The organism is Salinigranum salinum, assembly GCF_009176545.1.
GTDB classification, from domain to species: domain Archaea; phylum Halobacteriota; class Halobacteria; order Halobacteriales; family Haloferacaceae; genus Salinigranum; species Salinigranum salinum.
Map to the genome: position 1 here is coordinate 794,373 of NZ_VTOJ01000001.1, position 24,686 is coordinate 819,058.

Here is a 24,686-nt window from a genome sequence, read left to right on the forward strand (position 1 = left end):
CATATGTATGTTATATCTCGGAAAAACTGTGCATAGTCGCTATCGAAACGGTTATAGTTCTCTTTATTAAACCATATGTCCAGAATGAGAGCGTATACGTCCGGTCGACTCGACTCGCCGACGGTGGCGTCGGGTGCGTCGTCGGCAGGCGGACCGTGCACGTCGCAGGAACCGGTGGTGGCAGGGAGATGAGCGAGTGGACGCCGACGACGTGTATGCGGTGTGCGGTCGGCTGTGGGCACCTCCAGCAGGGCGTCGATAGCGGCTACGGGCTCGACACCGTGCGTGGTGACGCGACCCACCCCGTCAACCAGGGTCTCGCCTGTCAGCGTGGGGTCGACGAGACCGCCGATCCGAACGGCGAGTGGCTGACTCGTCCCCTCGTTCGAGAGGGCGGTGAGCTGGTCGCGACGAGCTGGGACACGGCGCTCGACGTCGTCGCCACTCGGTTCCATGAGGCGCTCGCCGAGACGCGAGACGGCGTCGCGGTGCTCGGGAGTGGCCAGCAGACGAACGAGGCGGCGTACGCGCTGGGAAAGGTCGCCCGTGGTGGGTTCGGGACCCGGTACTACGACGCGAACACGACGCTGTGTATGGCGTCGGCCGTCACGGCGTACTACCAGGCGTTCGGGAGCGACGCCCCACCGCCGACGTACGACGACATCCCCCAAGCACAGACCCACCTCGTGTGGGGGGCGAACCCGGCCGTCGCCCACCCGGTCATGTACCGCTGGATCGTCGACAGCGCCAACGATTCCGACGCCGAACTGATCGTCGTCGACCCGGTCGAGAGCGAGACGGTCGACGACGCCGACTGCCACGTCCAGCTCGATCCCGGAACCGACCTCGCGCTCGCACGGGCCGTCCTGGCGGCCCTCGTCGAACGCGACGCGCTTGACCGTGCCTTCGTCGAGGCGGCGACGACGGGGGTCGATGCGTTGCTCGCCGCGCTCCCGTCGGTGGCGGCGGCCGCCGACGTCGCCGGCGTGTCCAGGGAGACCGTCGAACACGTCGCGGACGCGTTCGCCGCCCCGACGCTCGTGTACTGGGGGATGGGCGTCAACCAGAGCGTCCAGGGCACGGCGACGGCACGCGCACTCATCGACCTCTGTCTGGCGACGGGGAACATGGGGCCCGGAACGGGGCCGTTCTCGCTGACCGGACAGGCCAACTCGATGGGAACCCGCGTCTGTTCGTCGAAGGGCACGTGGCCCGGTCACCGGGAGTTCACCGACCCCGAACACCGTCGGACGGTCGCGGAGACGTGGGGCGTCCCCACAGAGCGGCTCCCCGACGACCCGGGTCCCGGCCCCGTCGGGATCGTCGACGCGATCGCGGACGGGACGGTCGAGGCGTGCTGGACGGTCGCGACCAACCCGGTCGCGGGGATGCCCGACGCCGACCGGGTGCGAGAGACGCTCGCGGACACCTTCCTCGTCGTGCAAGACACGTTCCGGACCGAGACTGCCGAGGTGGCCGACGTGGTGCTGCCGGCGGCGACGTGGGGTGAGTCGGCGGGCACGGTGATGAACATGGAGCGGACGGTGTCGCGAGTCCGGGCGGCGACCGACGTCCCGCCGAAGATACGACAGGACATCGATATCGTCGCCACCGTCGGGAACCGGATCGAACCAGGCCTGTTCGGGCGGCCCCCGCTCGATCCCGAAGCGGTGTTCGACGAACTCCGCGGGCTGACGGCCGGCACGGCGGCGGATCTCTCGGGCATCTCCTACGACCGGCTCGAGACCGAGTTGGCAGTCAGGTGGCCCGCACCCGACGAGGAGAGCCAGGGCGGCTACCGCTACGACGACGACGGCGACTGGTCGTTCCCGACGCCGTCGGGCCGGGCGCGGTTCTCGACGGGCACGCACGGCGGCCTCGCCGAACCGACCGACGACGCGTACCCGCTCACGCTGACGACCGCCCGTCAGCCCGACGCGTACAACACGGGCGTGCGGAGCCGTGGTGGCGAGGCCGGGGAGTACCCGGTCGCGCGGATCCACCCGGAGACGACGCTCGACCACATCGAGGCGCTCGACCGCGGCCGGACCGTCGTCGCCTCGCGGCGTGCCGCGGTCACCGTGCAGGTCCAGCCGGACGACGGCGTCCCGCGAGGGATGCTCTGGCTCTCCATCCACCACCCGGCGGTCAACGCGCTCACCCTCCCGGCCGTCGACCCCGAGTCCGCCGAGCCAAACGTCAAGCAGTGTGCCGTCGCCCTGCGGGCACCCGATCCAGAGAACCCCCTGCGGTACCGGGGGATGACGGCCCCCGAGGACACAGTCCCAGTCGACGGCGACTGACGCCCGCGCCGACCTAAAGCAATATTATCGGCTTTCAGGAAGGGTGATGGATATTATAACAGTAGTTATGGGGACGAAGCGGCATCGACACGACACGTGTGGCCCCCCGTTCCGATCCCGTCGAATCGACTGAGGCGTCAGCGCACGCCGACGACCGGCCCGACGAGTACACCCTCCGTTCGAGTCCGCGATGACTGAGTGGACCCCGACGACGTGTATGCGGTGTGCAGTCGGCTGTGGCTACCGCCAGCGGCGTGCGGAGGGCGAGCGCGGGGTCGCGGAGGTTCGCGGCGACCCCGATCACCCGACGAACAGCGGCCTCGAGTGCCGACGCGGCGTCAGCGAGACGGTCGACCCCGACGGCGAGCGGCTGACAGAGCCGTTGATCCGCCGGGGTGGGCGACTCCAGCCGACGGACTGGGACACCGCACTCGGCGTCGTGACCACGCGGCTCATCGAGGCGCTCCGTGCCAGCAACGACAACGTGGCCGTGCTCGGGAGCGGCCAGCAGACGAACGAGGCGGCGTACGCGCTGGGGAAGGTCGCCCGCGGCGGGTTCGGCACCCGGTACTACGACGCGAACACGACGCTGTGTATGGCGTCGGCCGTCGCGGCGTACTCCCAGGCGTTCGGGAGCGACGCCCCGCCGCCGACGTACGACGACATCCCCCAGGCACAGACCCACCTCGTGTGGGGGGCGAACCCAGCGGTCGCCCACCCCGTGTTGCACCACTGGATCTCCGACAGCGTGGACGACGAGGCGGGGCGACTGGTGGTCGTGGACCCGGTCGAGACGAAGACCGCCAGGGCCGCCGACGTCCACGTCCAGCCCGAACCGGGGACCGACCTCGCGCTCGCCCGGGCGGTGCTGGCCGCCGTCGTCGAGGCCGGCGACGTCGACACCGCGTTCGTCGAGGCGCACACGGCGGGCTTCGAGGAGACGGTCGAGTCCCTCCCGAGCGTCGAGGCGGCGGCGGATACGGCGGACGTGTCGGTCGAACGGGTCGAAACGCTGGCGGCGATGCTCGACGCTCCCACGCTCGTGTACTGGGGGATGGGCGTCAACCAGAGCGTCCAGGGGACCGGCACGGCACGGGCACTCATCGACCTCTGTCTGGCGACGGGCAACCTCGGTCCCGGGACCGGCCCGTTCTCCCTGACGGGGCAGGCCAACTCGATGGGGAACCGTGTGTGTGCCTCGAAAGGGACCTGGCCCGGCTATCGAGCGTTCGCCGATCCGCCCACCCGCGAGGAGATCGCGGCGACGTGGGACGTCCCGCTCGGTCGCCTGCCGCGGTCGCCAGGCCCCGGGTTCGTCCGTATCGTCGACGAACTCGCCAGGGGCGACATCGACGTCTGCTGGACGGTCGCGACCAACCCGGTCGCGGGGATGCCCGACGCGAGTTACGTCGAGCGCGCCCTCGACGACGCGTTCCTCGTGGTGCAGGACGCCTTCTACTCCGATACGGTCGAGTGTGCCGACGTGGTGCTGCCGGCGGCGACGTGGGGAGAGTCGGCGGGCACGACGATGAACATGGAGCGGCGGGTCTCCAGGATCACTGCGGCGAGCGATCCGCCCGCGGCGGTCCGACAGGACGTCGACATCATCGCGGCGGTCGGGAACCGGATCGCCCCCGACCTGTTCGCCGCCCCGCCACTGGACCCCGAAGCGGTGTTCGACGAACTCCGCGGGCTGACGGCCGGCACGACGGCGGATCTCTCGGGCATCTCCTACGACCGGCTCGAGACCGAGTTGGCGGTCCGCTGGCCCGCGCCCGACGAGGAGAGCCAGGGCGGCTACCGCTACTACGACGGTGACTGGTCGTTCCACACCGACTCCGGACGGGCTCACTTCTCCACCGTCGCCCACCGGCGCGTCCCCGAACCGATCGACGAGGAGTACCCGCTCACGCTGACGACCGGCCGGCTCGCCGGCGTGTACAACACGGGTGTCCGGACGCGGGGCGACGACACGGGGCGACCGACCGCACGGATACACCCCGAGACGATCGCGGCGTACCTCGACGCCCTCGACCGCGGCCGGACCGTGCTCGAATCCCGTCGGTCCCGCGTGACGGTCGACGTCGCGCCGACCGACGGCGTCCCGCCCGGCGTCGTCTGGCTCCCGATCCACAACGCGGCAGCCAACGAACTGACGCTGTCGGCGGTCGACCCCGAGTCCGCCGAACCCAACTTCAAGCAGTGTGCCGTCGGACTCCGGCCCCCCGCACGGCCCCGATCCGAGGGCGACGAACTCGTTCTGTCGAGGTAGCCGGCCGGCGACCGTTCGGCGTCGTGGCCGACTCCGACAGCGACCCGTGTCGACAGCGACCGGTCCTGGCGGACGAATCTATAATTATTTATCGTCTTACTCGCCGTAGCTTGCTGTTCTTACACCGCAAAGCTGAAACGTGCCTGTATTTTTATTTCTTTCTCTCACCAATGAAAACATCGTGCTCAGAGAAATCTCTGGCCAAAACGAAACCACACTGACTGAAATATGCGATTTTGTCAATCACATGGCTTATTAACTACCAGAATACACGCCCAAAGCGTGTTAGAATTCAACACTGCGGAACAAGAACTTCGCGGAGTGTGGGAAACGAACTGTGAGTCGTCCGGGGAGTGTTCGAGGCGGACGTCGTCGGCCGACGACGCGCACGACGTCGTCTCACACACCGGGTGTCGACTGTCTCCGACGGGGGGTGTCCGGTCGTGAACAGTCCGATCCGGATGACGAAGTATCGGACGCTCCTGTTGGCGACGGTCGGGTTCAACTTCTCGTTCCTCATCTGGTTCTCGTTCGCGCCCTTCACGGGGCCGATGGCCGAGGAGTTCGGCCTCTCGATCGCCGAAATCGGCGTGCTGGCGAGCGCCGCCATCTGGCTCGCGCCGTTCGGGCGGATACTGACCGGGTGGCTCTCCGACAAGTTCGGGGCTCCCGTGGTGTTCGCCATCGTGCTCACGTACGTCGGCGTGTTCTCCATCTGGAGCGCGTTCGCCGAGTCGTACGCCGTCTTCTTCGGGACGCGGCTCATCGTCGCGACGGCAGGCATCACCTTCGTCATCGGCATCCAGCACGTCTCCGAGTGGTTCGAGGAGGAGGAACTCGGGACGGCCGAGGGCATCTACGCCGGCATCGGGAACGCAGGTGCGGCGGGTGGTGCACTCGTCCTCCCGCGCGTGTTCGGCACCGACTGGAGCGGGCCGCTGTTCCAGACGAACTGGCGGGCCGCGTTCTTCTACACCGGCGTCGTTGCCATCGGACTCGCCGTCGTCTACTACGTCTTCGGCGAGGCCGCGAAGTCGGCCGAGAAGCGGCAGGCGACCAAAGAGAGCGCGACCGCAAAGGAGTGGTTCTTCACCGCCACGCGGTACGGAACGGTGCTCCTCGCGCTCGGGTACGTGATGACCTTCGGACTCGAACTGTCGATGAACAGCTGGCTGGCCACCTACTACCGCGCAGGGTTCAACACGCAGAATCTCGTGCTCGCCTCGACGTTCGCGGCGACGTTCTCCATCGCGGCCGGCCTCTTACGACCGATCGGCGGCTACGTCAGCGACTTCCTCGCGCGGAAAGAGAAAGACATCCTGCCGGTGTTCACCGGCCGCTACCGCGAACAGTGGACGTTCGTCTCGCTGTGTTTCGTCGTCCTGACGATGCTGGGGATGACCCTGGCGGGACTGAGCGGACAGGTGCTGCTCGCCGTCGGCGTCGGATTCCTCGTCGGCATGGGGTGTGCGTTCGCCGAGGGTGCGATCTTCGCGCAGGTGCCGGCCATGTTTCCGAACAGTTCCGGCGCAGTCGCCGGCGTCGTCGGCGGTGTCGGGACGATCGGCGGGATCGTCTACCCGCTGGTGTACGCCGCACCGTTCCTGCCGAACCTCCACGTGGGCTACTCGGTCGTGGCCGTCTCGATGATCCCGATCGTCCTGCTGGCCGCCTGGGTCTTCCAGCCGCACGTCGCCGAACGGGCGACCGACGACGGGTTCGTCACGCCGGAGGATTCGACGGCGATCGCCGACGACTGAGGATCACCCGAGCGTTCGATCTCTCCCTCGGTTGCGGCGCGCGGGTTCGGCCGGGTTCCGTCGAGCGCGGTACGGTCAGTCGTGGCCCGTCGTCTCCGTCGTCTCGGGCTCCGTCTCCCGGTCGTCGATCAGCACGACGGCCTCGCCGTCGACGACGGTCCCGCCGTCGCCGTCGCGGACCGTCGTGCGCAGTCGGAAGCGGCCGCCGCCGAGCGCGTCGACCACCTCACAGACCGCCGTCACGCGGTCGCCCACGTCGACGGGACCGACGAACCGGACGCTCTGCGAGAGGTAGATGACGAGCCCCGGGAGCCGCGCGAGCGCCGCGCTCACGATCCCGAGCGTCAGGACGCCGTGGGCGATCCGGCCGCCGAATCGGGTCGTCGCGGCGAACGCGTCGTCGAGGTGGAGCGGGTTCTCGTCGCCGGTGGCGCGGGCGAACGCGCGGACGTCGCCGTCCGTGAGTCGTTTCGAGAAGCGAACCACGTCGCCGACGTCGACGCCGGGTGCCGCACGGTCCTCGTACGCGTACTCACCGTCGCCGGCCGTCGTCACGTCCGACAGCGACAGCCCCGGCAGGTAGTACGAGAGTTCGCGGATGGAGACGACGCCGACGAGGTGGCCGTCGTCGAGTACGGGAACCTGATCGATGCCGTGGTCCCTGAGCGTCTCGGCCGCGGCTTCGATCCCGTCGTCGACGGCGACCGTCACCAGCGGCGCGGACATGCAGTCGGCGGCGGTCGTCTCGTCGAGCGGCCGATCGGCGACGACGAGCGCGAGCACGTCCGAGTCGGTGACGATGCCGACCGGCTCGTCTCCCTCGACGACGACGATCGACCCGACGTCGGCCTCGTGGAGGTGGCGGACCACCGCCCGTGCCGGCGTCGTCGGTGCGACCGTCTCGACGGTCGGGCGCATCACCTCCCGGACGACGACGTCGAACACGTTCTCCCGGTCGTCCACGCTCCGTCCACCCCTGTCCGAGTCGGAGGGCATGGCCGTCGGTTCGACGGTCTGGTACTTAATGTACGGCGGCGAGCACCCTCCTTCCCCCCCGTCCCTCTCCGAGCCGTCGATAGAAAAACCCATTAACGACCGTGATCAATCTACTCGCGGGGAAACTATCCATGTCTGATACCTCCGACTGCGACACCGACGCCGCCGGGGGAGCGGCGCGGGACGCAGATCCGTTCGGCATCGACCTCGGTCCCACTTCGACCGAGGATGCCGGCTTCGCCCTCCTCGGACACGTCGAGCAGTACGAGGACGCTCCGGACGAGTGCACCATCTTCCCGCGGGCCGCCTCGCCGGAGTTCCCGCGGACGACGAGCTGGGTGACCGCGAAGGAAGGATCGTACTGCTCGCTCGAAGACGTCCGGTGACGGCCCGGCGACCCGCTCAGGCGGCGTCGTCGGCTCCCGAACCCGCGTCCGGAACAGAGACGAAGTCGTCGACCGGCATCACGGAGTAGTCGACGCTCAGGGTGTCCCTCGTGGCCCGGATCCGCCCGACGAACGTCGAGATCTCGTCCAGTCGCCCCTCGAGCACGAACAGTTCCATGCAGAAGTGGCCGCCGACGTGGCTGTGGAAGTTCGAGGCGACCAGCCCCTCGTACTGGTGACGGAGGCTCATCATCCGCTCTTCGACGCTCGTCGTCTCGTAGTCGAAGACGACCGTCACCACGGCCATCAGTTCGCGGTCCTCCAGTCGCCGGTCCTCGAACTCGCCGAGCAGGTTCCGTGACGCCTCGCGGATGACTTCGCTCCGTCCCGTGTAGCCGTGTTCGTCGGCGAACGTGTCGATCCGCTGGAGGAGCTCTTCGGGCATCGAGACACTGACGACGGTCATATATTAACTCAAGGAGGACAAAGTATTAAGGATTAGTATATTCCGGGAACGGTCCCGTCACGACGCGGTCGCCGACGGTCTCGTCGTGGCGCGGTCGCCGGGTTCCGCCGCGATCCCCGTCTGTCTGTGTGTCTGTGTGTCTGACTGTCGAGTCGCTCTCGGTCAGCGTTCCCTGTCGTGTGTGTCGGTCCCGGTTCGCCGGCGACAGAGCCGCGACGACCCAGTGGAACTAACCGCTCGTCGGTCTATCGTCCGGTCATGATACCCCGTCGCTCGCGATTCGTGCCGTCTTCGCTTCCCACCCGCTCCCGACAGTGTCGTTCACGGCGTCGCTCTCGCTCACACCCTCGCTCACGGCGTCGTCCCCGACAGTGTCGCTCCGTCGACGACGGTCTCCAGCGATGACTGCCGCGTTCCTCACCGGTACCACGATCGCGCTCGGGGTCGTGGCCATCGCCGTGTTGCTCGTCGTCTCGGCGTTCTTCTCCGGGAGCGAGATCGCCATCTTCTCGCTCGAACGCCACCAGCTCTCGGCGCTCTTGGAGACCGACGACGCCCCCGACCCGCGGGCGGCGGTACTCCAGCGCCTCCGCGAGGACCCCCACCGGCTCCTGGTGACGATCCTCGTGGGCAACAACATGGTCAACATCGCGATGGCGAGCATCGCCTCCGTCCTCCTCGCCGCGGCGCTCTCGCCCGAGGTGGCGATCGTCGCGACGACGCTCGGGATGAGCGCGCTCGTCCTCGTCTTCGGCGAGATCACGCCGAAGTCGTACGGCGTCGCCAACGCCGAACGCCTCGCGCTCCGGGTCGCCGGCCCGCTCGTGGCCGTCGAGCGACTGCTGTTCCCGCTCGTCTTCTTCTTCGACGTCGTCTCGCGCGGGCTCAACCGGGTGACGGGCGGCGGCGAGGACATCGAACGCCCGTACGTCACTCGCGAGGAGATCGCGGCGCTGTTGAAGACGGGCGAGCGGGTCGGCGTCATCGACGAGGCCGAACACGAGATGGTCGAGGGCGTCTTCGAGCTCGGGTCGACGACGGCGCGGGAGGTGATGGTCCCCCGCGTGAACCTCGTCGCGGTCGACGTGGAGACGCCGCTCGACGAGGTCATCGAGGTGTGTGCCACGAACCGGCTCACCCGGGTCCCCGTCTACCAGGGGACGCTCGACACCGTCGTCGGGATCGCGGACATCCGCGACGCCGAACGCGCGCTCCGCGAGGGGAGGGGCCTCGACGAGGTGCTCCTCCCCACGCTCCAGGTGCCGGAGGGACGGGAGATCGACGACCTCCTCGCGGAGATGCAGTCCAAGCGCGTCACGATGGTCATCGTCCGCGACGAGTTCGGCGAGACCGAGGGCATCCTCACCGTCGAGGACATCCTCGAGGAGATTGTCGGCGAGATCTTCGAGGTCGGCGAGGAGCGGTTCATCCGACCGACGACCGACGGGCTCGTCGTCAAGGGTGAGGTCACCGTCGGCGAGGTGAGCGACGTGCTCGGCGTCGACCTCCCGACCGAGGGCGAGTTCGAGACCGTCGCCGGCCTCATCAATGCGGAACTGGGTCGCATCGGCGACGTCGGCGACAGCGTCGTCGTCGACGACGTCGCCCTCGACGTCGAACGTGTCGACGGCCACCGCATCCGCCGGGTGCGTGTCCGCCCGCTCACCGACGCGGACGACGGCAGTGACGGGATCGGTGAGGGCGGTGATGGGACCGGCGACGCCGGCGAGGACGAGGACGATCACGGTGGGACGGCGGGTCCCGACGGGACGGACGACGAGCACGGGGCCGACACCGTCGATCGGTGAGTTGACTCCGCTTCGACAGCCACGACGGGGGTCGGCCACCACTGCCGGCACCACGGCGCGTTCGACTCCCGTGTCGCCGTCCGTCCGCCGGTCTGCCACAAGGCTTTGGCTCGTGTGGTCCGTCTACCGTACGTGGCATTCGAACTCGAGGACTTCGCGGCGAACTCCGAGCGGATCATGCGGTGGCTGGAGATGGGGGCCGCGTACTTCCTGGTCGCGCTGTTCGCCATCGGCGTCTTCGATCTCGGCCTCTCGCTGTACCAGCTCCTGGTGTCGGGACGGTTCACGGACCCCGACGCCGTGATCGACCTCATCGACACGGTTCTCCTGCTGTTGATCATCGTCGAGGTGTTCCAGACGGTCGTCGCCTTCAGCCGGAACGAACCCGTCATCCGTATCGTGATCAACGCCGCGCTCATCGCCATCGCGCGGAAGGTGATCAGCTACCGTCCGGGCGAGTACCAGAACATCGAGGAGGCGTTCGTCGCCGCCGGCTCCTTCACCCTCCTCCTGGCCGTCCTCGTCTTCGCCTTCTTCGTCATCCGTCGCGTCGACATCGAGCCGCTCGAACCCGACCCCGGCGAACTCGAGTGACCATCGGCCCGACACGTGGCCCGCGAGACGGCACACGTCACCGGGACCGGCCCGGCCTTCGGTCGCCGCCCCTACTCGGTTCCGTTTCGCGCTCGGTCGTCCCACTCAGCTCCGTCCCGCGAGTTCGTCCGCCGCCGCGCGGAACAGCCCGTCGAGGATCTCGGGCGTGGTCGGGTGGTACGCCCGATCCGGGATCTCTGCGACGTCGAGTCCCATCTCGACGGCCAGTTGCATCGTCTTCGCCATCACGTCGGCGTGGTAGTGCAGCCCCTGGTAGCCGAGTACCCGTCCATCCGTGCCGACGACGAGCGTCGCCAGCCCTCTGGGGGTGGCCTTCGTCTTGAACACGCCGTCGTCGCTGGCGTGCCGCGTCACGGCGACGTGGTCGACGCCCGCTGTCGTCGCGGAGGCGACCGAGTGACCCACGCGGGCGTACGGGTAGACGCCCGCCGCCGAGAAGACGACGTGGTGGTGGACGTTCTCGTACTCGGCCAGGTCGTCGCCGGCCGCGTGCGCGAGAACGTTCCGGGCGGCGACGAACCCCTGTTCCTTGGCGACGTGCAGGATGGGCTCCTTCCGGTTGACGTCCCCGACGACGAACGTGTGGGGGTCGTCGCGTGCCTGCATCGTATCGTCGACCCACCCCGGCTCGGGCGTCAGCGCCGTGTTCTCCAGCCCGAGCCCGTCGAGGTTCGGGCGGCGACCGGTGAAGACGAAGAGTCGCTCGGCCTCGCGCGTCACCTCTACCCCGTCGTGTTCGAGGTGCATCCGTACGCCCCCTTCGACAGATTCGATCCGCTGTTCGTACGCGTTCGTGAGGATCTCGACGCCGAACTCCTCGCGGTAGATGTCGAGCAGTTCGTCGCCGAAGTCGGGGTCGGCCTCGTCGAGCGGCCGGGCGTCGTGTTCGACCACGGTGAGGTCCACACCGGCCTCGGCGAGGTACGGCACCATCTCCATGCCGACGTAACCGAACCCCATCACGATCCCCGACTCGGGGAGCGACGTCGCGTCGAGCACGTCCGCGCTCGTCAGCGGGTCGACCGCGTCGATGCCGGGGAGGTCGGGGACGTTCACGACCGAACCCGTGGCGACGACCACGTAGTCGGCTTCGATTTCGTCGCCGCTCGGTTCTAGGTGAAGCGTGTGGTCGTCGACGAACGTCGCCCGCTCGTGACGGAACTCGACCTCCTCTCGCTCCGCCATCCCGTGGACGGCGGTGCGGCGGTGACGCGCGAAGTCGTGGATGTGTTCGTCTTTGGTGTCGACGATCCGGTCGAGGTCCATCTCGGGCAGATCGCCGACGAGTCGGTCGTCGTGTCGGGCGCTGTACCGGTGGCCCGCCGCGGAGATGACTTCCTTCGACGGCATGCACCCCCGGAGGATGCAGAGCCCACCGCCGGGCTCGCCGTCGTCGACGAGCGTCAGTCGCGAGACCGCTCCGCCGACGTGTTCCGCGAGTCGCTCCGCGACGGCGACCCCGGCGCTGCCGTACGCTCCGATGATTGCGACGTGCATACCCGGCTTCCACCGGGTGCGGGGAAAGCCGTTGGGGCGGTCGTGCGAACGGATCGCCCAACCGCGATCCCGTACGCGACCTCGCCGTCCGACCCCGGCGCGTCAGCGGGAGATCTCGTCGTCGTCCTCGGCAATGACGGTCTCGACCTCCGCGGGCGTGATCACGGCGAGGTCGCCGTCGATCGTCCGTTTCAGCGAGGCGGTCGCCGCACCGTAGGTGAGACAGTGTTCCACGTCGCCGCCGCCCGCACGTGCGGTGAGGAAGCCGCCGACGAAGGCGTCGCCCGTCCCGATGGCGTCGAACGTCTCCGCCTCGTACACCGGCTGTTCGAACACCTCGCCGCCGTGGATGCCGACTGCGCCCTTGTCGCCGCGCGTGACGACGACCGTGTCGGCTTCGGAGTCGGTCGCCAGCCCGTGAGCGATCTGGATGGCTTCCCCGTCGCGGCCGAGCACCTCGCGGGCGTCGCGCTCGGCGGCGAACAGCACGTCGACGTGGGGGAGCAGCGCCTCGTACGTCTCCTTCGCCCGCGCCTCGGACCACAGCTTCGACCGGTAGTTCAGGTCGAACGCGATCGTCGTCCCGCCCTCCTTGGCGACCTCGAACAGCGCTGCCGTCGTCTGCCGGAGCGTGTCGGAGAGGGCCGGCGTGATCCCGCTCGTGAAGAACGTGTCGGCCTCGGCGACGACGCCCGTCGCGAGTTCGTCGGGCGTCGCCGTCGTCACCGAGGCGTCGGCCCGGTCGTAGATGACCTCGGTCCCCCGTGGCGGCCCCCCGTGTTCGAGGTAGTAGGTGCCGAGGCGTCCGTCGGTCGAGGTGTCCCACTTGACGCCCGTCCGAACGCCGTGGCCACGGAGTTCGCGGACGAGTCGCCGACCGAGCGCCGAGTCGGGGAGCTTCGAGAGCCACACGGCGTCGAGACCGAGCAGGGAGGCCGCGACGGCGACGTTGCTCTCGGAGCCACCCGCCTGCACGTCGAGCGTGCGGGTCCGCTCGAGCCGCTCTCCACGTGGCGGCGAGAGTCGCAACATGGTCTCGCCGAACGTTACGAGATCTGTCATCGTCCCGGATTCGGCGCACCCGTACAAAAGTCCGGCCGGTCGCGAACGGAATCCGCGGAGAGCCCTGCTCACCTGTCGTGCGGGACTGCCGGCGACGGTGGACCGACTGCGACCGCCGTGGTGTCAGGCGTCCGACTGCCCGGCGGACGGGCTCGAGACCGGGTCGGGACACACGACGCTCGCGTCGTACCGGATCGTGCTCTCGAACCTCCCGTCCGGCGTCGTCGCCTCCACCGTGAGCAGTGCGTCGACCCGACCGTGGTGATCGTTGCAGTCGACGTCGGCCATCACCGGCGTCATCTCGCCGCTCGCGAGGCCGTCGTAGCTCCCGTCGACCTCGATCGGACTGTCGGGTCGTTCCATCACCCGCAGGTCGAGGGCCCGGTCGGAAACGCGGTTCTCGACGACCAGGAGCTTGACGCGCGTCTCGGTCCGCGTGACAGGGTCTTCGCCCGGATACTGCGGCGGCTCCGGGCTCGATCCGCCGGGATCCCAGATCGAAATCAGCGCGCGCTCGTGGTCCGACACCACCAGCGAGATGCCCCGGTCCACCACGGCCGTGTCGAACCCACCAGTGCCGGCCACCAACGCCGACAGCGACACGACGGCGAGCAACAGCCACGCGATCCGTCGACGGCGCATCTCAGTTCCCCCGCAGTTCGGGTGGCTTGTCCGTCCCCCCGATGAGGTTCTCGTGCTGGTAGTAGTAGTTCGCGACCGCCGACAGCACGAAGGCGACCGAGAGGAACGCGCCCGCCGCGATGTCGGGGAGCGTTCCGAACGGGCCGACGTTCAGCCACGCCACGGCGACCACCGCGATCCCGACACCGCCGAGCGCGAGGTAGTACTCGCTCCACGGGATGTCCTCGCCCGGAACGACCTCGAGGTAGATGTCGAGATCGGCGGCCCGTTCGGTGAGTTCGACCTCCCGACGGTCGACTTCGACGATGCCCGTCTCCTCCAGCTCCGGCACGTGCGTCTGCTGGAGGCCGTTGTAGACGCGGCGGCGCTGTGTCGAGGTCACCGCCTCGACGGGGACCTCGTTCTCCCACGCGGCCACCTGCGTCGCCAGCTCACCGATGTCGACCGGTCCGGACGTGCGCTTGAGGTGCTGGATCGCGAACCGCCGGCGCTGGTTCCGCAGGACGTGAAACAACTGATCCCGTGTCGGTCCCTCGCTGCGGTCCCACTCGGAGGGCTCGGACCGTGACTCGAGATCGGGTCCTCTCGACCCCGACGGCTGCTGTGAAGCGGTCCCCATTGTACTTTACAAGACTTTCATAGAGTAGATAATTTATTAAAACTTGTCATAGTTTGCTGCACCGCTCCGGATGGTGAATCGAACGCCTCGGCCGTTATGCGGTTCGTACCGCCCGTAGCGACCGGTTAAGACCACGTACGCTGGGCCTTCCACGCCGTCATGAGCCGCCTGTGGCGTCGCAGGCGGTTCGAGTGGTCGGCTCAGTCTGCTCATGTAAACGTGGGTCTCGGCCCTCGGGTCGGGTAAGCACGTCCGGTCGGACCGGACCCGGGATCGGCCCGAGTTCGTCTCCGAGGGCGTGCGAAACACGAGGTAATACGACAATGGTCAAACGACGCAAATTCGTGATCGGACTCGGCGCACTGGTCGCCGGCTCGGGTGCTGCACTGGGAACTGGCGCGTACACGAGCGCATCGCTCGAACGCGACTCGAACATCGACATCGTCTCGGACTCGAGCGGTGTGCTCGCGCTCAAAGACGAACTCCCCAGCGACATCGTGCACACGGACGGCAGCGGTCAACTCCACATCGACTTCGGGATGGGCTCCGGCAAGGGCGTGGCCCCGGGTTCGGTGTACAACCTCGACCCCGCGTTCAGCATCACCAACTACGACACCGTCTCCCACGACGTCACTCTGACGTACGACCTGGACGACTACAGCGGCGGCTCGCCGGCGTGGGCGAACATCTTCTTCACCGTCACGGACGGTGAGGGGAACAGCTACTCCTTCGGGGCGAAGGAGCAGAACTCGGGCGACGCCAACACGGTCACGATCCCCGACGTTGGCTCCGGTGAGACGCTGCTGGTGACGATGCGCGTCGACGTCAAGGACGACGCCAGCACCAGCGACAACCTGAACGGCACGATCGAGGTCTCGGCGAACTGACCCTGCCGGCGACGTCGGCACGACTCGGACTTTTTTGTTTGTCGTCCCCTCCGTTCGTAGCCAGCACGACACAGCGGTCGCACGTCGCGACCGTCGGTCGTTGCCGAACGGGACGCGGGACCGACGAACGCTTCGCCATCGTCGCGTGGACCGCGGAGTGCCCCAGCTGACGCTCTCGGGGACGCCGACCGGCGACCGTCTGTCGTCACTCGGCTTCGACGACAGGCACGCGGTGAGAGAGGGCTGTCTTTCCGGTGCTGGGTGGTACCCACGGCCGCGTAGTGACTGGTTAACCCCGGTATGCAGTGTTCGTTGCAGGCCACAACCGTCGCGTGTGGCCGTCAATGGCCCTCCCATCGGCCGGCGCAGTCGGCTCATGTAAACGTGGGTCTCGGCCCTCGGGTCGGGTAAGCGCGTCCGGTCGGACCCCGGTTCGGGACGACCCGTGCGGGGCTCCGAGGGCGTGCGGACAAGAGGTAATACGACAATGGTCAAACGACGCAAATTCGTGATCGGACTCGGCGCACTGGTCGCCGGCTCGGGTGCCGCCCTCGGGACGGGCGCGTACACGAGCGCATCGCTCGAACGCGACTCGAACATCGACGTGGTCAACGACGCCAGCGGGGTGCTGGCGCTCGTCAGCGACACCGACAGCGACGTGATCCGTGAGACGAGCGGGGGACAGCTCGCCATCGACTTCACGGCCGGTGGGAACGCCGGAGGCGTCAACGTCGACTCCCGGTACCAGGTCGGACAGTTCAGTCACTTCCCGCCGGGGGAGGTCGACGCGCTCCAGGACGAGACGTTCGGGGGCTGGGGAGATCCGTACGACGACGCGGCGTTCTTCGTCCAGAACAACGACACCGTCCCCCACGACGTGACGCTCACGTACACGGTCGAGGGGACGATCAGCGGGTCGCAGATCTACTTCCAGCTGCAGGACGCGGACGACGACGCGAGCAACGACGTGACGGACGAGATCCTCATCCCGAACGTGGCGGGACGGGACAACACAGCCTTGGTCACGCTCGACCCGGGCGAGAAGGTCGGCGTGTCGTTCCAGGTCGACACGGGCGACGGCGACCCCGGCTTCGGTGCCGGCACCGACGGCTCGACGTCGGAGGACCTCTCGGGACGACTGACGATCAGCAGCAACTGACTCGCGGGGTCGTCCCCACGGGCAACCGTTCCGATTTTTACTTTCGATACTCCGTCCGAAAAGTCGATACCGTCGGTGCCGCAACGAGCGAGCGTACGCGACCGGTTCTCGACGACTGATACCCGATGACCACACCACTCTCCCCGTCACCCACGTTCGTATGACCCGCCGAGCACGGACCGTCCAGGCGGTCGAACTCCTCGTCCTCCTCGCGGTCGTCGCGCTCGTCGTCGGCCAGTTCCTCGGCCAGCCGATCCTCCTGAGCTACGTCACGACGGGGAGCATGGAGCCGACGCTCGATCCCGGTGACGGCTTCGTCGCGGTGCCGGCGGCCGTGGCTGGTCCCGTCGAGGAGGGCGACGTCGTCGTGTTCCGTGCGGAACACGTCGGTGGCGGCGGACTGACCACCCACCGCGTCGTCGGGGAGACGTCCGAGGGGTTCGTCACACGGGGCGACGCCAACCCCTCGACCGACCAGGCAGCCGACGAACCACCGGTACAGCGGCCGCAGATCGTCGCGAAGGCGGTCCAGGTCGACGGCGCGGTGGTCGTCGTCCCCCACGTGGGGACTGTCGTCGAAGGGACGCGTGGGTCGGTCGAGACGGTCCAGCGCCGCCTCGCAGCGCTGCTCGGGACCGACGCCGTTCTCGGTCCCCGGGGGTTCGCGACCCTCCTGTTCGGGCTCTCGGTCGTCGCCTACGTCGTCGACTCGCTCCGCGAGTCGGCACGGGGTGAGCGCCGTTCGCGCGACCGCTCCCGCGACACCGGGACCAGCACGCACCTCGTCGTCGGCGCGATGACGCTTGTGCTGGTCGCGACTGCGACCACGGCGATGGTCGCTCCCGCGGGACCGTTCGAGTTCGGCGTCGTGAGCTCCTCGGTGGATTCGCCCGGTCCCGGCGTCATCGAACGGGGCTCGACGGAGAACGCGACGTACGTCGTCAGCAACGGCGGCGTCGTCCCCGTCGTCGTCTTCCTCGATCCGGCGTCCGAGGGGGTGGCGGTCTCGCCACGGGAGGTTCGCCTCGGGGCCCGCGACCGGGTGAACGCCACGGTCGCCCTCTCGGCCCCGCCGGAGACAGGGTACTATCGGCTGTTCCTCGTGGAACACCGTTACCTCGCCGTGCTCCCACACTCGACCATCGCGTCGCTGTACGCCGTGCACCCGTGGCTCCCGATCGTGGCGATCGACGCCCTCCTCGGTGGGTTGTTCTACCTCCTCGGCGTCGGCCTCCTCGGGACCGGCCGCGTCCGGTCGCGGTCGCGCGAGACGTCGGCCGCGAGCAGGCGATTCCTGAGTCGGCTCCTGTAGAGCGGTCGGAGGAGCCGACCGCGAGCTCACTCCTCGCGCCGCCGGCCCGTGTGTCCCGGATAGTCCCGTTCGAACCGGTCTTCGATCTCGTCGCGGTCGATCCGGATGATCGTCGGTCGGCCGTGCGGGCAGGCGTAGGGGTTGTCACACGCGTCGAGCGCCTCCAGCAACTCGAGGACGCTCCCCTCCGTGAGCGACGTGTTGCCCGTCACCGACGGGTAGCACGCGAGGTCGGCGACGAGCGACTCGGCCGCGGCGTCGACCGTCTCGCGGCCGCCGTCTCCGTCCGGGTCGCCGTCGCCCGAGACGAACCCCGCCAGCGCGTCGCGGAGCCGGTCGGGGTCGAGCGTCGCGTCGAACACGGCCGGCACCGTCCGCACCTCGACACGGCGGTCGTCGACGCGGCCGGCGTGAAACCCCACCCGTGCGAGCGCCTCGCGGTAGTCGTCGAACAGCGTCGCCTCCCGCGCGGTGAGTTCGAGTTCGACGGGTTCGGCCAGCGCCTGCGTCGGCGTCTCTCCCTCGAGCTCGGCCAGGAGCCGCTCGTAGTTCACCCGTTCGTCCGCCGCGTGCTGGTCGACGAGCACCAGCCCCGCCTCGGTCGCCGCGACGACGTACGTCTCGTGCACCTGTCCGAGCACCCGGAGTCGGGGCAGGCGGTCGAACGTCCGGTCGAGGTCGACGGCGTCGCCGGCGAGAGTTCGCTGTTCTGCCGGACCGACGACGCCGCCTCCCCGGTGTGGTGGCTCCGTCGCCGCCGCCTCCGTCGGCTCGCTCGCCGTCTCCCCGTCCGTGGATTCGGCGTCTCCCGCGTCAGCGCCGGCGTTCGTGGGCTGGTGCGGCCCAAGATCCGTCTGCCCGGTCGCCGTCGCGTTCGACGGAGTCGTTCTGCGGTCGGTGGTGTCTCCGACCCTGCTGTCGCTCCCGTGGGGATCACCGATCTCCGCGTCCTCTCGCTGACGCCACGGTGTGGTCGTCTCGGGGTCGCTCTCGGCGGTGTCAGACTCACTCCCGGCGGTGTCCGACTCACTCTCGGCGGTCTCCGGACCCTCGGACGGCTCTGACTCCGACCCCTCCTCGTCCATCGGCCCCTTCTCGTCCGCCGACCCCTCGGATCTGGTCGGCTGCGACGCTCGCCGGTCGTCGCTGCTTCCTTCCTCGACGCCGGTGTCGGCCCCACCCGCGCCGGTCGCCTCCGATCGCGACGCCGCCGTCGCCTCCGATCGTGACCGCGTCTCCGACCGCCGTCCGTCCGTCCGTCCCTGGCGGCGCTCCGGCTCCGCGACGGTGTCGGCCGTGGGCGACTCCGGTTTGATCTCCGTCTCGCTCGCCCGTGACCGTCCACGCGGGGCCGACGAACGGATCAGTCCGTGGTCGACGAGCGCCGACTCGACCCTGTTCCGGACCGCCCGCCGCACGCCCGACTCGTCGTCGAAACGGACCTCCATCTTGCGGGGGTGAACGTTCACGTCGACTGTGCCCGGATCGACGTCGACGAACAGCACGGCGAACGGGTAGCGGTCCGGGGCGAGCTGGCCGCCGTAGGCGTCGAGCACCGCCTCTCTGAGCACCGCACTCGTGACGTACCGCCCGTTGACGAACGTCGAGAGGTAGTCTCGCGTGCTCCGGGTGGTCTCGGGGTCGGAGACGAGTCCCTTGACCGCGACGTTGCCCCCTGCCCCGACCGCGCCGTCGCCGTCGGTCTCGTCCCCGTCTTCCCCTCCTTCCCGTCCCGCGACGCGGATCATCGACTCGGCGACCTCCCGTCCGTACACCGAGAGGACGGCCGACTCGTGGCTCCCACGACCCTCGGTAGCGAACACCTCGCGGTCGTCGTGTTCGAGCGCGACCGCCACGTCGGGGTTCGCGAGCGCGTACTGCGTGACGACGGTGTTGACGTGGTCGAACTCCGTGGCCTCGGTCTTGAGGAACTTCCGGCGCGCGGGCGTGTTGTAGAAGAGGTCGCGTACCTCGACGACGGTCCCTTCGGGACAGCCCGCCGGCCGAACCTCCCCCAGTTCGCCCCCCTCGTAGACGAGCTCGTTCCCCCGGTCGCCGCCGCGGGGCTTCGACCGGATCGTCAGCCGCGAGACCGCACCGATGGTGTGCAGCGCCTCCCCGCGGAAGCCGAGCGTGCCGACCCCCGACTCGAGGTCGGCGATGTCGCGGATCTTCGAGGTGGTGTGCTCCTCCACGGCGGCCCGGAGCGCCGACGCCGTCATCCCGACGCCGTTGTCTCTGACCCTGATCTCCTCGGTGCCGTCACCCGTGACCGCGACCGAGACGCGCGAGGCGTCGGCGTCGAGGCTGTTCTCGACGAGCTCTTTGACGACCGACGCGGGCCGTTCGACCACCTCGCCGGCGGCGATGCGCTGGACCGTCTGCGCGTCCAGTGCGCGGATGCCGTGGTCGGGGTCCGCGCCGTCGGTCGTGTCGGGGTCGTTTCCTGTGCTCGTCTCGCGTCCGTCTCCCGGCGAACCCGACCCGGATCCGGCGTCGGGTTCGCGGTTCGCGTCTCTCACTGTCCCTCCCCGTTCCCCGTCGGTCCGACCCCGTGCCCGTCGACCGCCTCTCGACCCTGCCGGGCGGTCCGGTCCGGCTCCGCCAGCACCCGTCGCAGGCTCCGGTACTCGTCGACCTCCTTGATCGTCGTCTCGCCGACGCGCTCGCGGTCGAGCCACGCGAAGTCGACGTGCTCGTCGCTGATCTCGACGGCGTCCCCCTCGAAGCCACACCGGTAGACGACGGCGAACTTCCCGCGGCGTTTCTTCTTCTTGACTTTGCGCACCGTGGTCGCGACCGGTTCGGCGTCGGTGACCGCCAGACCGGTCTCCTCTTCGACCTCTCGCTCGAGGCTCTCCACGGCGGCGTCGCCGTGTTCGATCTTCCCGCCGGGCAGTTCCCACGTCCCGTTCGGGTTCCTGAGCAGGAGCGCCTCGGGCGTTCCCTCGCTCTCACGGACGAGGATCCCCCGCTGGACCACCTTCGCCCACATGTCCGCGCCCATCAGTCGCCCTCCACTCGTCGGTCGTCTCGCGACCACGGGATGGCGTGTCCTCGACTACCGGTACGACGCGGGTCGCTCCCGACGGCACCAGTGCGGGAGCGCCCACGACGGCTGTGACTCATTGCTCCACCCGATGGCGTAGAGACGTATCAATCCAGTGCCCCTCCTGCGTAGTGACGCGTGGCGTCGTGGCTGGCGTGTTGCGTATCCTCGCACGAGGACTCCGCGGGTGAACGAGAGACGGTTCGCCGCGACGTCGCTTCGCTTGACACTCATCACCCGAGCGGAGCGGGACGGTGAAGGAGTCTCGGGTCGGCCGTAGCGGGCACGGGGTCCAGAGCGACGGAGCGTCTGCCTCACGCCCTGACTCGTCGACTCTCGCTCGTGGTGTAGGCCTCTTCTCATGGGGTGAGTATCTTCCCACCAGGTAATGGTATGACATCTCATGACATATCCTCCCGTGGAGGGCCGAGGAAGCCGATGTCAGACCCAAAGACCCGCGCGAACCGGCGTCCGACGAATCGTGCCCCACGGGAGCCCGAACTCGTCGACGGGTGCCCAAAGCCGACCACTGGAACGGTCCGACGACGCGACTGCTCTCTGGTGGACCCATGACTGACGCGTGCACGTCCCACGGGGAGCGTCCCGTCGACGATCCACCAGGGGTTCGCTCCGTCGCCGACGTCGTCGCGGACGCACGCGCAGCACAGGACTCCCTGGCGTCGGGCTCGCAGGAGACCGTGGACGAGCTCACCGAGGCGGTCCACCGGTTGGTCTGTCGGACGCCGGGTATCTCGGAGCGGTGGGCCCGCACGGCCGTCGCGGAGACCGGTCAGGGGAACGTCGGCGACAAGGTAGAGAAGCTCGAGCAGGTGGTCGGCCTGATGTACGAGGAGATGACCGGTGAACGATCGGTCGGCCTCGTCAGCGACCGGTCCGAGGATCGGCTGAACGTCCGCAAACCGGTCGGCGTCGTCGGAGCACACACTCCTTCGACCAACTGCGCGTCGACTCCCGTCGCGCTCGCACTGGCGGCGTTCAAAGGCGGGAACGCACTCGTCGTCTCGCCGTCGCCTCGAGCCGTCGAGACGTGCGACACGATCGTCGACGACGTACAGGACGCGCTCGAAGCACGGGGGTTCCCGCGTCGACTCGTCCAGTCGCTCTCGACACCGATCCGGAAGGACCGGACAGAGGAGCTGTTGACGCGTGTCGACGTGATCCAGGTCACCGGCTCACCTGCACAGGTGGAGATGGGGGAAACCTGCGGGACGCCGAACTACTGCGTCGGAGCCGGAAACACGGTTGGAGTCGTCGATCCGACGGCGAACCTCGGAGTCACGGCCGAACAGATCGCCCACAGCGCGGGGTTCGACAACGGCCTCGTGTGCCTCTGTATGAGCAACGTACTCGTCCCACCCACACTCGCCGACGAACTGGTGGCCGAACTCGCGGCCGCCGGTGGCTACGTCTGCTCCACCGCAGAAGTCGGTCCGCTGCGAGAGACGCTCTACGACGGGGGGCGCATCGATCCTGCCTGTATCGGTCAGCCCGCGGAGACGATCGCGTCGATGACTGGATTCGGCGATGAACTCGACGGGAAGTCGTTCATCGTCGCCCCGCTCGGTGGCGTCGATCTCGACGACCCCCTCGTCGGCGAGGACCTCTCGCCGGTCACGGCGCTCTACGAGGTGCCACCCGAGGCTGCCGCGGCGACGACGAATCGCATAACGCGTCACCAGGGCCGCGGCCACTCGTGTGCCGTCTACGGCGATCGAGACCGGGCCATCGAACTGGCGACGCGGATCGACGTCTGTCGGATCTCCCTGAACCAGTCGAGCATCGCCCTCTCGATCGGGGAGCACAACCGCGCCGACACGTCGCTCTCGCTCGGCTGTGGAACGTGGGGCGGGAACCAGACGGACGGCAACATCACCTACGAGCAGTTCACGAACGTGACGACGCTCTACGACCGGGTCGACTCCGCTTCACGGTCCTCCCGACACACGTCCCGCCGTGAGCGCCGCCATCCCGTCCCGGACTCGAACTCCGCGTCCGAGTCCGACCCGCGGTCGGAGTCCGGGGTCATCCGACAGCTCCTCTCCCGCCTCGGTGTGGGCGACTGACCCAGTCACGAGCCCGTGATACGACGGACGCCGGTCTCTCCCGCTGGTCGGTGAGCGAACCGTCCTCGACGAAGCGGTGACCGGTAGCCGTCCCTCGTGACTCACCTCGCTCACCCCTCTGTGTGTCCCAGCTGCTCGGACATCTCCCGGGAATCGTAGTATATCCGATCCTCTTGCACCCGGCCGTCCGCGATCAGCGTCTTCGACATCCCGCTGACCGCCATCTCGTGGTCGGTCGGCGGGATGCCGTAGAACTCGCCCTCGTGAGTACCCGTCACCGTCGACTCCCACATGACGACCTCGTCGCCGGCGAGTACGTCCTCGACGTGCACGGCGAAGTCGGGAAACCCCGCGCAGAGCTCGCGGAGGAACGACTCGAACGCGTCCCGCCCGTGGAGTTCGCCGCCGGGTACACCAGGATCGTAGAGGTCGACCGACTCCGCGAGCACGTCGAGCTTTGAGAAGTCACCCTGCCACAGGCCGACGTAGTCCGCGATCACCTGTTCGTGTCCGCCGAGGTCGGATTCTATTTCGACCATCGCTGGACTCACCCGTTCGTACTGGGTCGTGGGACGACGTAACACTACGCCGTGAGAGCCTGTGCACTCTCTGAACAGGCTCGTGCGGTCGGATTCGGCGTTCACGCGGCCCCCGTGCCGTCTCCCGTCTCCTGGATCCTACCCGCTGCCAGTCGCTTCCGCCCGGAAGACGACGACGGAGGTCGTCACGACGACGTCACTCCAGTTCACCGAGGGGCTCGGCGTCGGTCCGATACTCCTCGTAGAGCGATTCGGCCCACGACAGTACGGCGGGGTCCTCGCTCACCAGCAGACCGACCACTTCCCCTCGGTTCTCGCCCAGCCAGACCAGCACCCTGCCGTCGACGATGTGGAGGTTGATTGGGACCACGCCGTCGTACGCCCGGACCGAGTCCTCGAGCGCCGTCCACACGGCCGTTCGATCCGGGTCGGCACGGATCGTGTCGATGAAGCCGCTCTCGAGTACCTGCGTGAACTCGAGGTGTCCCGCCTCGACTCGATCACGGAGCACGCGCACGTGGTCCGGGAGACCGGCGTTGTTGAGTCCCCGGTACTCGGTCGCGTCCCTGAACAGCTCGAGCGACCTGGTGAACGGAGCCGCGGGGTTCTCGGCCGTCACTTCGACGATCTCGGCGTCGCGGAGGTGATGGACGTCGAGTGAGAAGACGGGCGGTGGGAAGTGGTTGACAAGGTCGCCGAGCTGGTGGTAGGCGTCGACGGTCTCGACGTACGAGCGGAAGTCCGTCACCATCGCTTCTCCCAGTGGGGTGAGCCAGTACTGGCTCCCCTCGGAGTCGACCCACTCCCGTGACTGTGCTTCGTTGAGGATCCGGGCGACGGTCGACCGCGAGCAGTCTACCTCCTCCTGAAGTTCCCGTCGGGTGGCTTTTCGATCGACGAGTGCGGTGAGTACCCGCACCCGGTTCGCCGAACTGGCGAGAAAGCGCACGGCCTCCAGTGAGGACTCCATCCCGGGACCGACCGACTCGTTCCACCATGAAAAGTGTTCACTCGCCCGTTCTCGGTAGTGTGGGCCGCCAGTCGCGGCTTCGAGCGGACGACTCGGCTGGGGAGTCGCGGTCGGGATGCTCGTTGTACACCGTGGGAACCGTCTTACACCGCACCCGATTCCTATCAGGTAAGAAAATAATGGTGCGTGTTAACGTTCTACTCACAGGAGCATCGAATCGGGACGGACCGACCGCCGTGGTCGGCTGACGTCGACCACGA

20 protein-coding genes are annotated in these 24,686 nt (G+C 68.3%); 10 read left to right on the forward strand and 10 right to left on the reverse strand.

All coding sequences use genetic code 11. The features are described from left to right. The first annotated feature begins 188 nt into the window (after window positions 1–188). The 3 genes from nasA (FZP69_RS03780) to FZP69_RS03790 all read left to right on the forward strand — a co-directional run bounded on the left by nasA (FZP69_RS03780) (window position 189) and on the right by FZP69_RS03790 (window position 6,335). Entirely contained in the window at window positions 189–2,303 is a 2,115-nt protein-coding gene (nasA, locus tag FZP69_RS03780; protein ID WP_152040028.1) for an assimilatory nitrate reductase NasA, read from the forward strand. 190 nt (window positions 2,304–2,493) lie between these two features. Further along, window positions 2,494–4,575, forward strand: coding sequence for an assimilatory nitrate reductase NasA (gene nasA, locus FZP69_RS03785; RefSeq protein WP_152040029.1), 2,082 nt, complete (start codon window positions 2,494–2,496; stop codon window positions 4,573–4,575). A gap of 461 nt (window positions 4,576–5,036) precedes the next feature. Further along, window positions 5,037–6,335, forward strand: coding sequence for an MFS transporter (locus FZP69_RS03790; RefSeq protein WP_152041501.1), 1,299 nt, complete (start codon window positions 5,037–5,039; stop codon window positions 6,333–6,335). Between the two features lie 75 nt (window positions 6,336–6,410). Here the strand turns inward: FZP69_RS03790 and FZP69_RS03795 are convergent, their stop codons facing one another. Next, window positions 6,411–7,331: a CBS domain-containing protein gene (locus FZP69_RS03795; RefSeq protein ID WP_192918449.1), complete on the reverse strand. Its 921-nt coding sequence runs from the start codon at window positions 7,329–7,331 to the stop codon at window positions 6,411–6,413. Window positions 7,332–7,462: 131 nt separating this feature from the next. On the opposite strand from FZP69_RS03795, the gene FZP69_RS03800 reads away from it, so the two are divergent. After that, complete coding sequence (locus tag FZP69_RS03800) at window positions 7,463–7,717, forward strand: DUF7511 domain-containing protein (RefSeq protein ID WP_204959900.1); 255 nt, start codon at window positions 7,463–7,465, stop codon at window positions 7,715–7,717. A gap of 16 nt (window positions 7,718–7,733) precedes the next feature. Here the strand turns inward: FZP69_RS03800 and FZP69_RS03805 are convergent, their stop codons facing one another. Further along, window positions 7,734–8,183, reverse strand: a complete 450-nt coding sequence (locus tag FZP69_RS03805) for a CopG family ribbon-helix-helix protein (protein ID WP_152040031.1) — start codon at window positions 8,181–8,183, stop codon at window positions 7,734–7,736. A gap of 401 nt (window positions 8,184–8,584) precedes the next feature. Between FZP69_RS03805 and FZP69_RS03810 the strand changes: the two genes are divergently transcribed. Together FZP69_RS03810 and FZP69_RS03815 are read left to right on the forward strand one after the other, a co-directional pair. Further along, complete coding sequence (locus FZP69_RS03810; RefSeq protein ID WP_152040032.1) at window positions 8,585–9,991, forward strand: hemolysin family protein; 1,407 nt, start codon at window positions 8,585–8,587, stop codon at window positions 9,989–9,991. 132 nt (window positions 9,992–10,123) lie between these two features. Further along, a complete protein-coding gene (locus FZP69_RS03815) occupies window positions 10,124–10,585 on the forward strand; it encodes a phosphate-starvation-inducible PsiE family protein (RefSeq protein ID WP_192918450.1) in 462 nt (153 codons plus the stop codon). Window positions 10,586–10,690: 105 nt separating this feature from the next. Here the strand turns inward: FZP69_RS03815 and FZP69_RS03820 are convergent, their stop codons facing one another. The 4 genes from FZP69_RS03820 to FZP69_RS03835 all read right to left on the reverse strand — a co-directional run bounded on the left by FZP69_RS03820 (window position 10,691) and on the right by FZP69_RS03835 (window position 14,426). Next, window positions 10,691–12,103: a dihydrolipoyl dehydrogenase family protein gene (locus tag FZP69_RS03820; protein WP_152040033.1), complete on the reverse strand. Its 1,413-nt coding sequence runs from the start codon at window positions 12,101–12,103 to the stop codon at window positions 10,691–10,693. 102 nt (window positions 12,104–12,205) lie between these two features. Next, on the reverse strand, window positions 12,206–13,165 hold the full coding sequence (gene kdgK1, locus FZP69_RS03825) for a bifunctional 2-dehydro-3-deoxygluconokinase/2-dehydro-3-deoxygalactonokinase (protein ID WP_152040034.1): 960 nt from the start codon (window positions 13,163–13,165) through the stop codon (window positions 12,206–12,208). A gap of 123 nt (window positions 13,166–13,288) precedes the next feature. Then, entirely contained in the window at window positions 13,289–13,807 is a 519-nt protein-coding gene (locus tag FZP69_RS03830) for a hypothetical protein (RefSeq protein WP_152040035.1), read from the reverse strand. A 1-nt stretch (window position 13,808) separates the two neighbouring features. Continuing rightward, a complete protein-coding gene (locus tag FZP69_RS03835) occupies window positions 13,809–14,426 on the reverse strand; it encodes a DUF7344 domain-containing protein (RefSeq protein WP_152040036.1) in 618 nt (205 codons plus the stop codon). A gap of 323 nt (window positions 14,427–14,749) precedes the next feature. Here FZP69_RS03835 and FZP69_RS03840 point away from each other — a divergent pair, with 323 nt between their 5' ends. The 3 genes from FZP69_RS03840 to FZP69_RS03850 all read left to right on the forward strand — a co-directional run bounded on the left by FZP69_RS03840 (window position 14,750) and on the right by FZP69_RS03850 (window position 17,784). Beyond that, a complete protein-coding gene (locus FZP69_RS03840) occupies window positions 14,750–15,313 on the forward strand; it encodes a hypothetical protein (protein WP_152040037.1) in 564 nt (187 codons plus the stop codon). A 487-nt stretch (window positions 15,314–15,800) separates the two neighbouring features. Further along, entirely contained in the window at window positions 15,801–16,472 is a 672-nt protein-coding gene (locus FZP69_RS03845) for a hypothetical protein (RefSeq protein ID WP_152040038.1), read from the forward strand. A 160-nt stretch (window positions 16,473–16,632) separates the two neighbouring features. Beyond that, a complete protein-coding gene (locus FZP69_RS03850) occupies window positions 16,633–17,784 on the forward strand; it encodes a signal peptidase I (RefSeq protein ID WP_152040039.1) in 1,152 nt (383 codons plus the stop codon). Between the two features lie 26 nt (window positions 17,785–17,810). On the opposite strand, the gene mutL is transcribed toward FZP69_RS03850, so the two are convergent. Both mutL and FZP69_RS03860 read right to left on the reverse strand, forming a co-directional pair. Continuing rightward, entirely contained in the window at window positions 17,811–20,186 is a 2,376-nt protein-coding gene (gene mutL / locus FZP69_RS03855) for a DNA mismatch repair endonuclease MutL (RefSeq protein WP_152041504.1), read from the reverse strand. A gap of 116 nt (window positions 20,187–20,302) precedes the next feature. After that, entirely contained in the window at window positions 20,303–20,791 is a 489-nt protein-coding gene (locus FZP69_RS03860) for an NUDIX domain-containing protein (RefSeq protein WP_152040040.1), read from the reverse strand. A 611-nt stretch (window positions 20,792–21,402) separates the two neighbouring features. On the opposite strand from FZP69_RS03860, the gene FZP69_RS03865 reads away from it, so the two are divergent. Next, window positions 21,403–22,917 (forward strand): aldehyde dehydrogenase family protein, encoded by a 1,515-nt coding sequence (locus FZP69_RS03865; protein WP_152040041.1) that lies wholly within the window; start codon window positions 21,403–21,405, stop codon window positions 22,915–22,917. Between the two features lie 110 nt (window positions 22,918–23,027). Here FZP69_RS03865 and FZP69_RS03870 read toward each other — a convergent pair whose 3' ends face one another. Together FZP69_RS03870 and FZP69_RS03875 are read right to left on the reverse strand one after the other, a co-directional pair. Next, window positions 23,028–23,456 (reverse strand): ester cyclase, encoded by a 429-nt coding sequence (locus FZP69_RS03870; RefSeq protein WP_152040042.1) that lies wholly within the window; start codon window positions 23,454–23,456, stop codon window positions 23,028–23,030. Between the two features lie 196 nt (window positions 23,457–23,652). Continuing rightward, window positions 23,653–24,426 (reverse strand): helix-turn-helix transcriptional regulator, encoded by a 774-nt coding sequence (locus FZP69_RS03875; protein WP_152040043.1) that lies wholly within the window; start codon window positions 24,424–24,426, stop codon window positions 23,653–23,655. Window positions 24,427–24,686 lie beyond the last annotated feature (260 nt).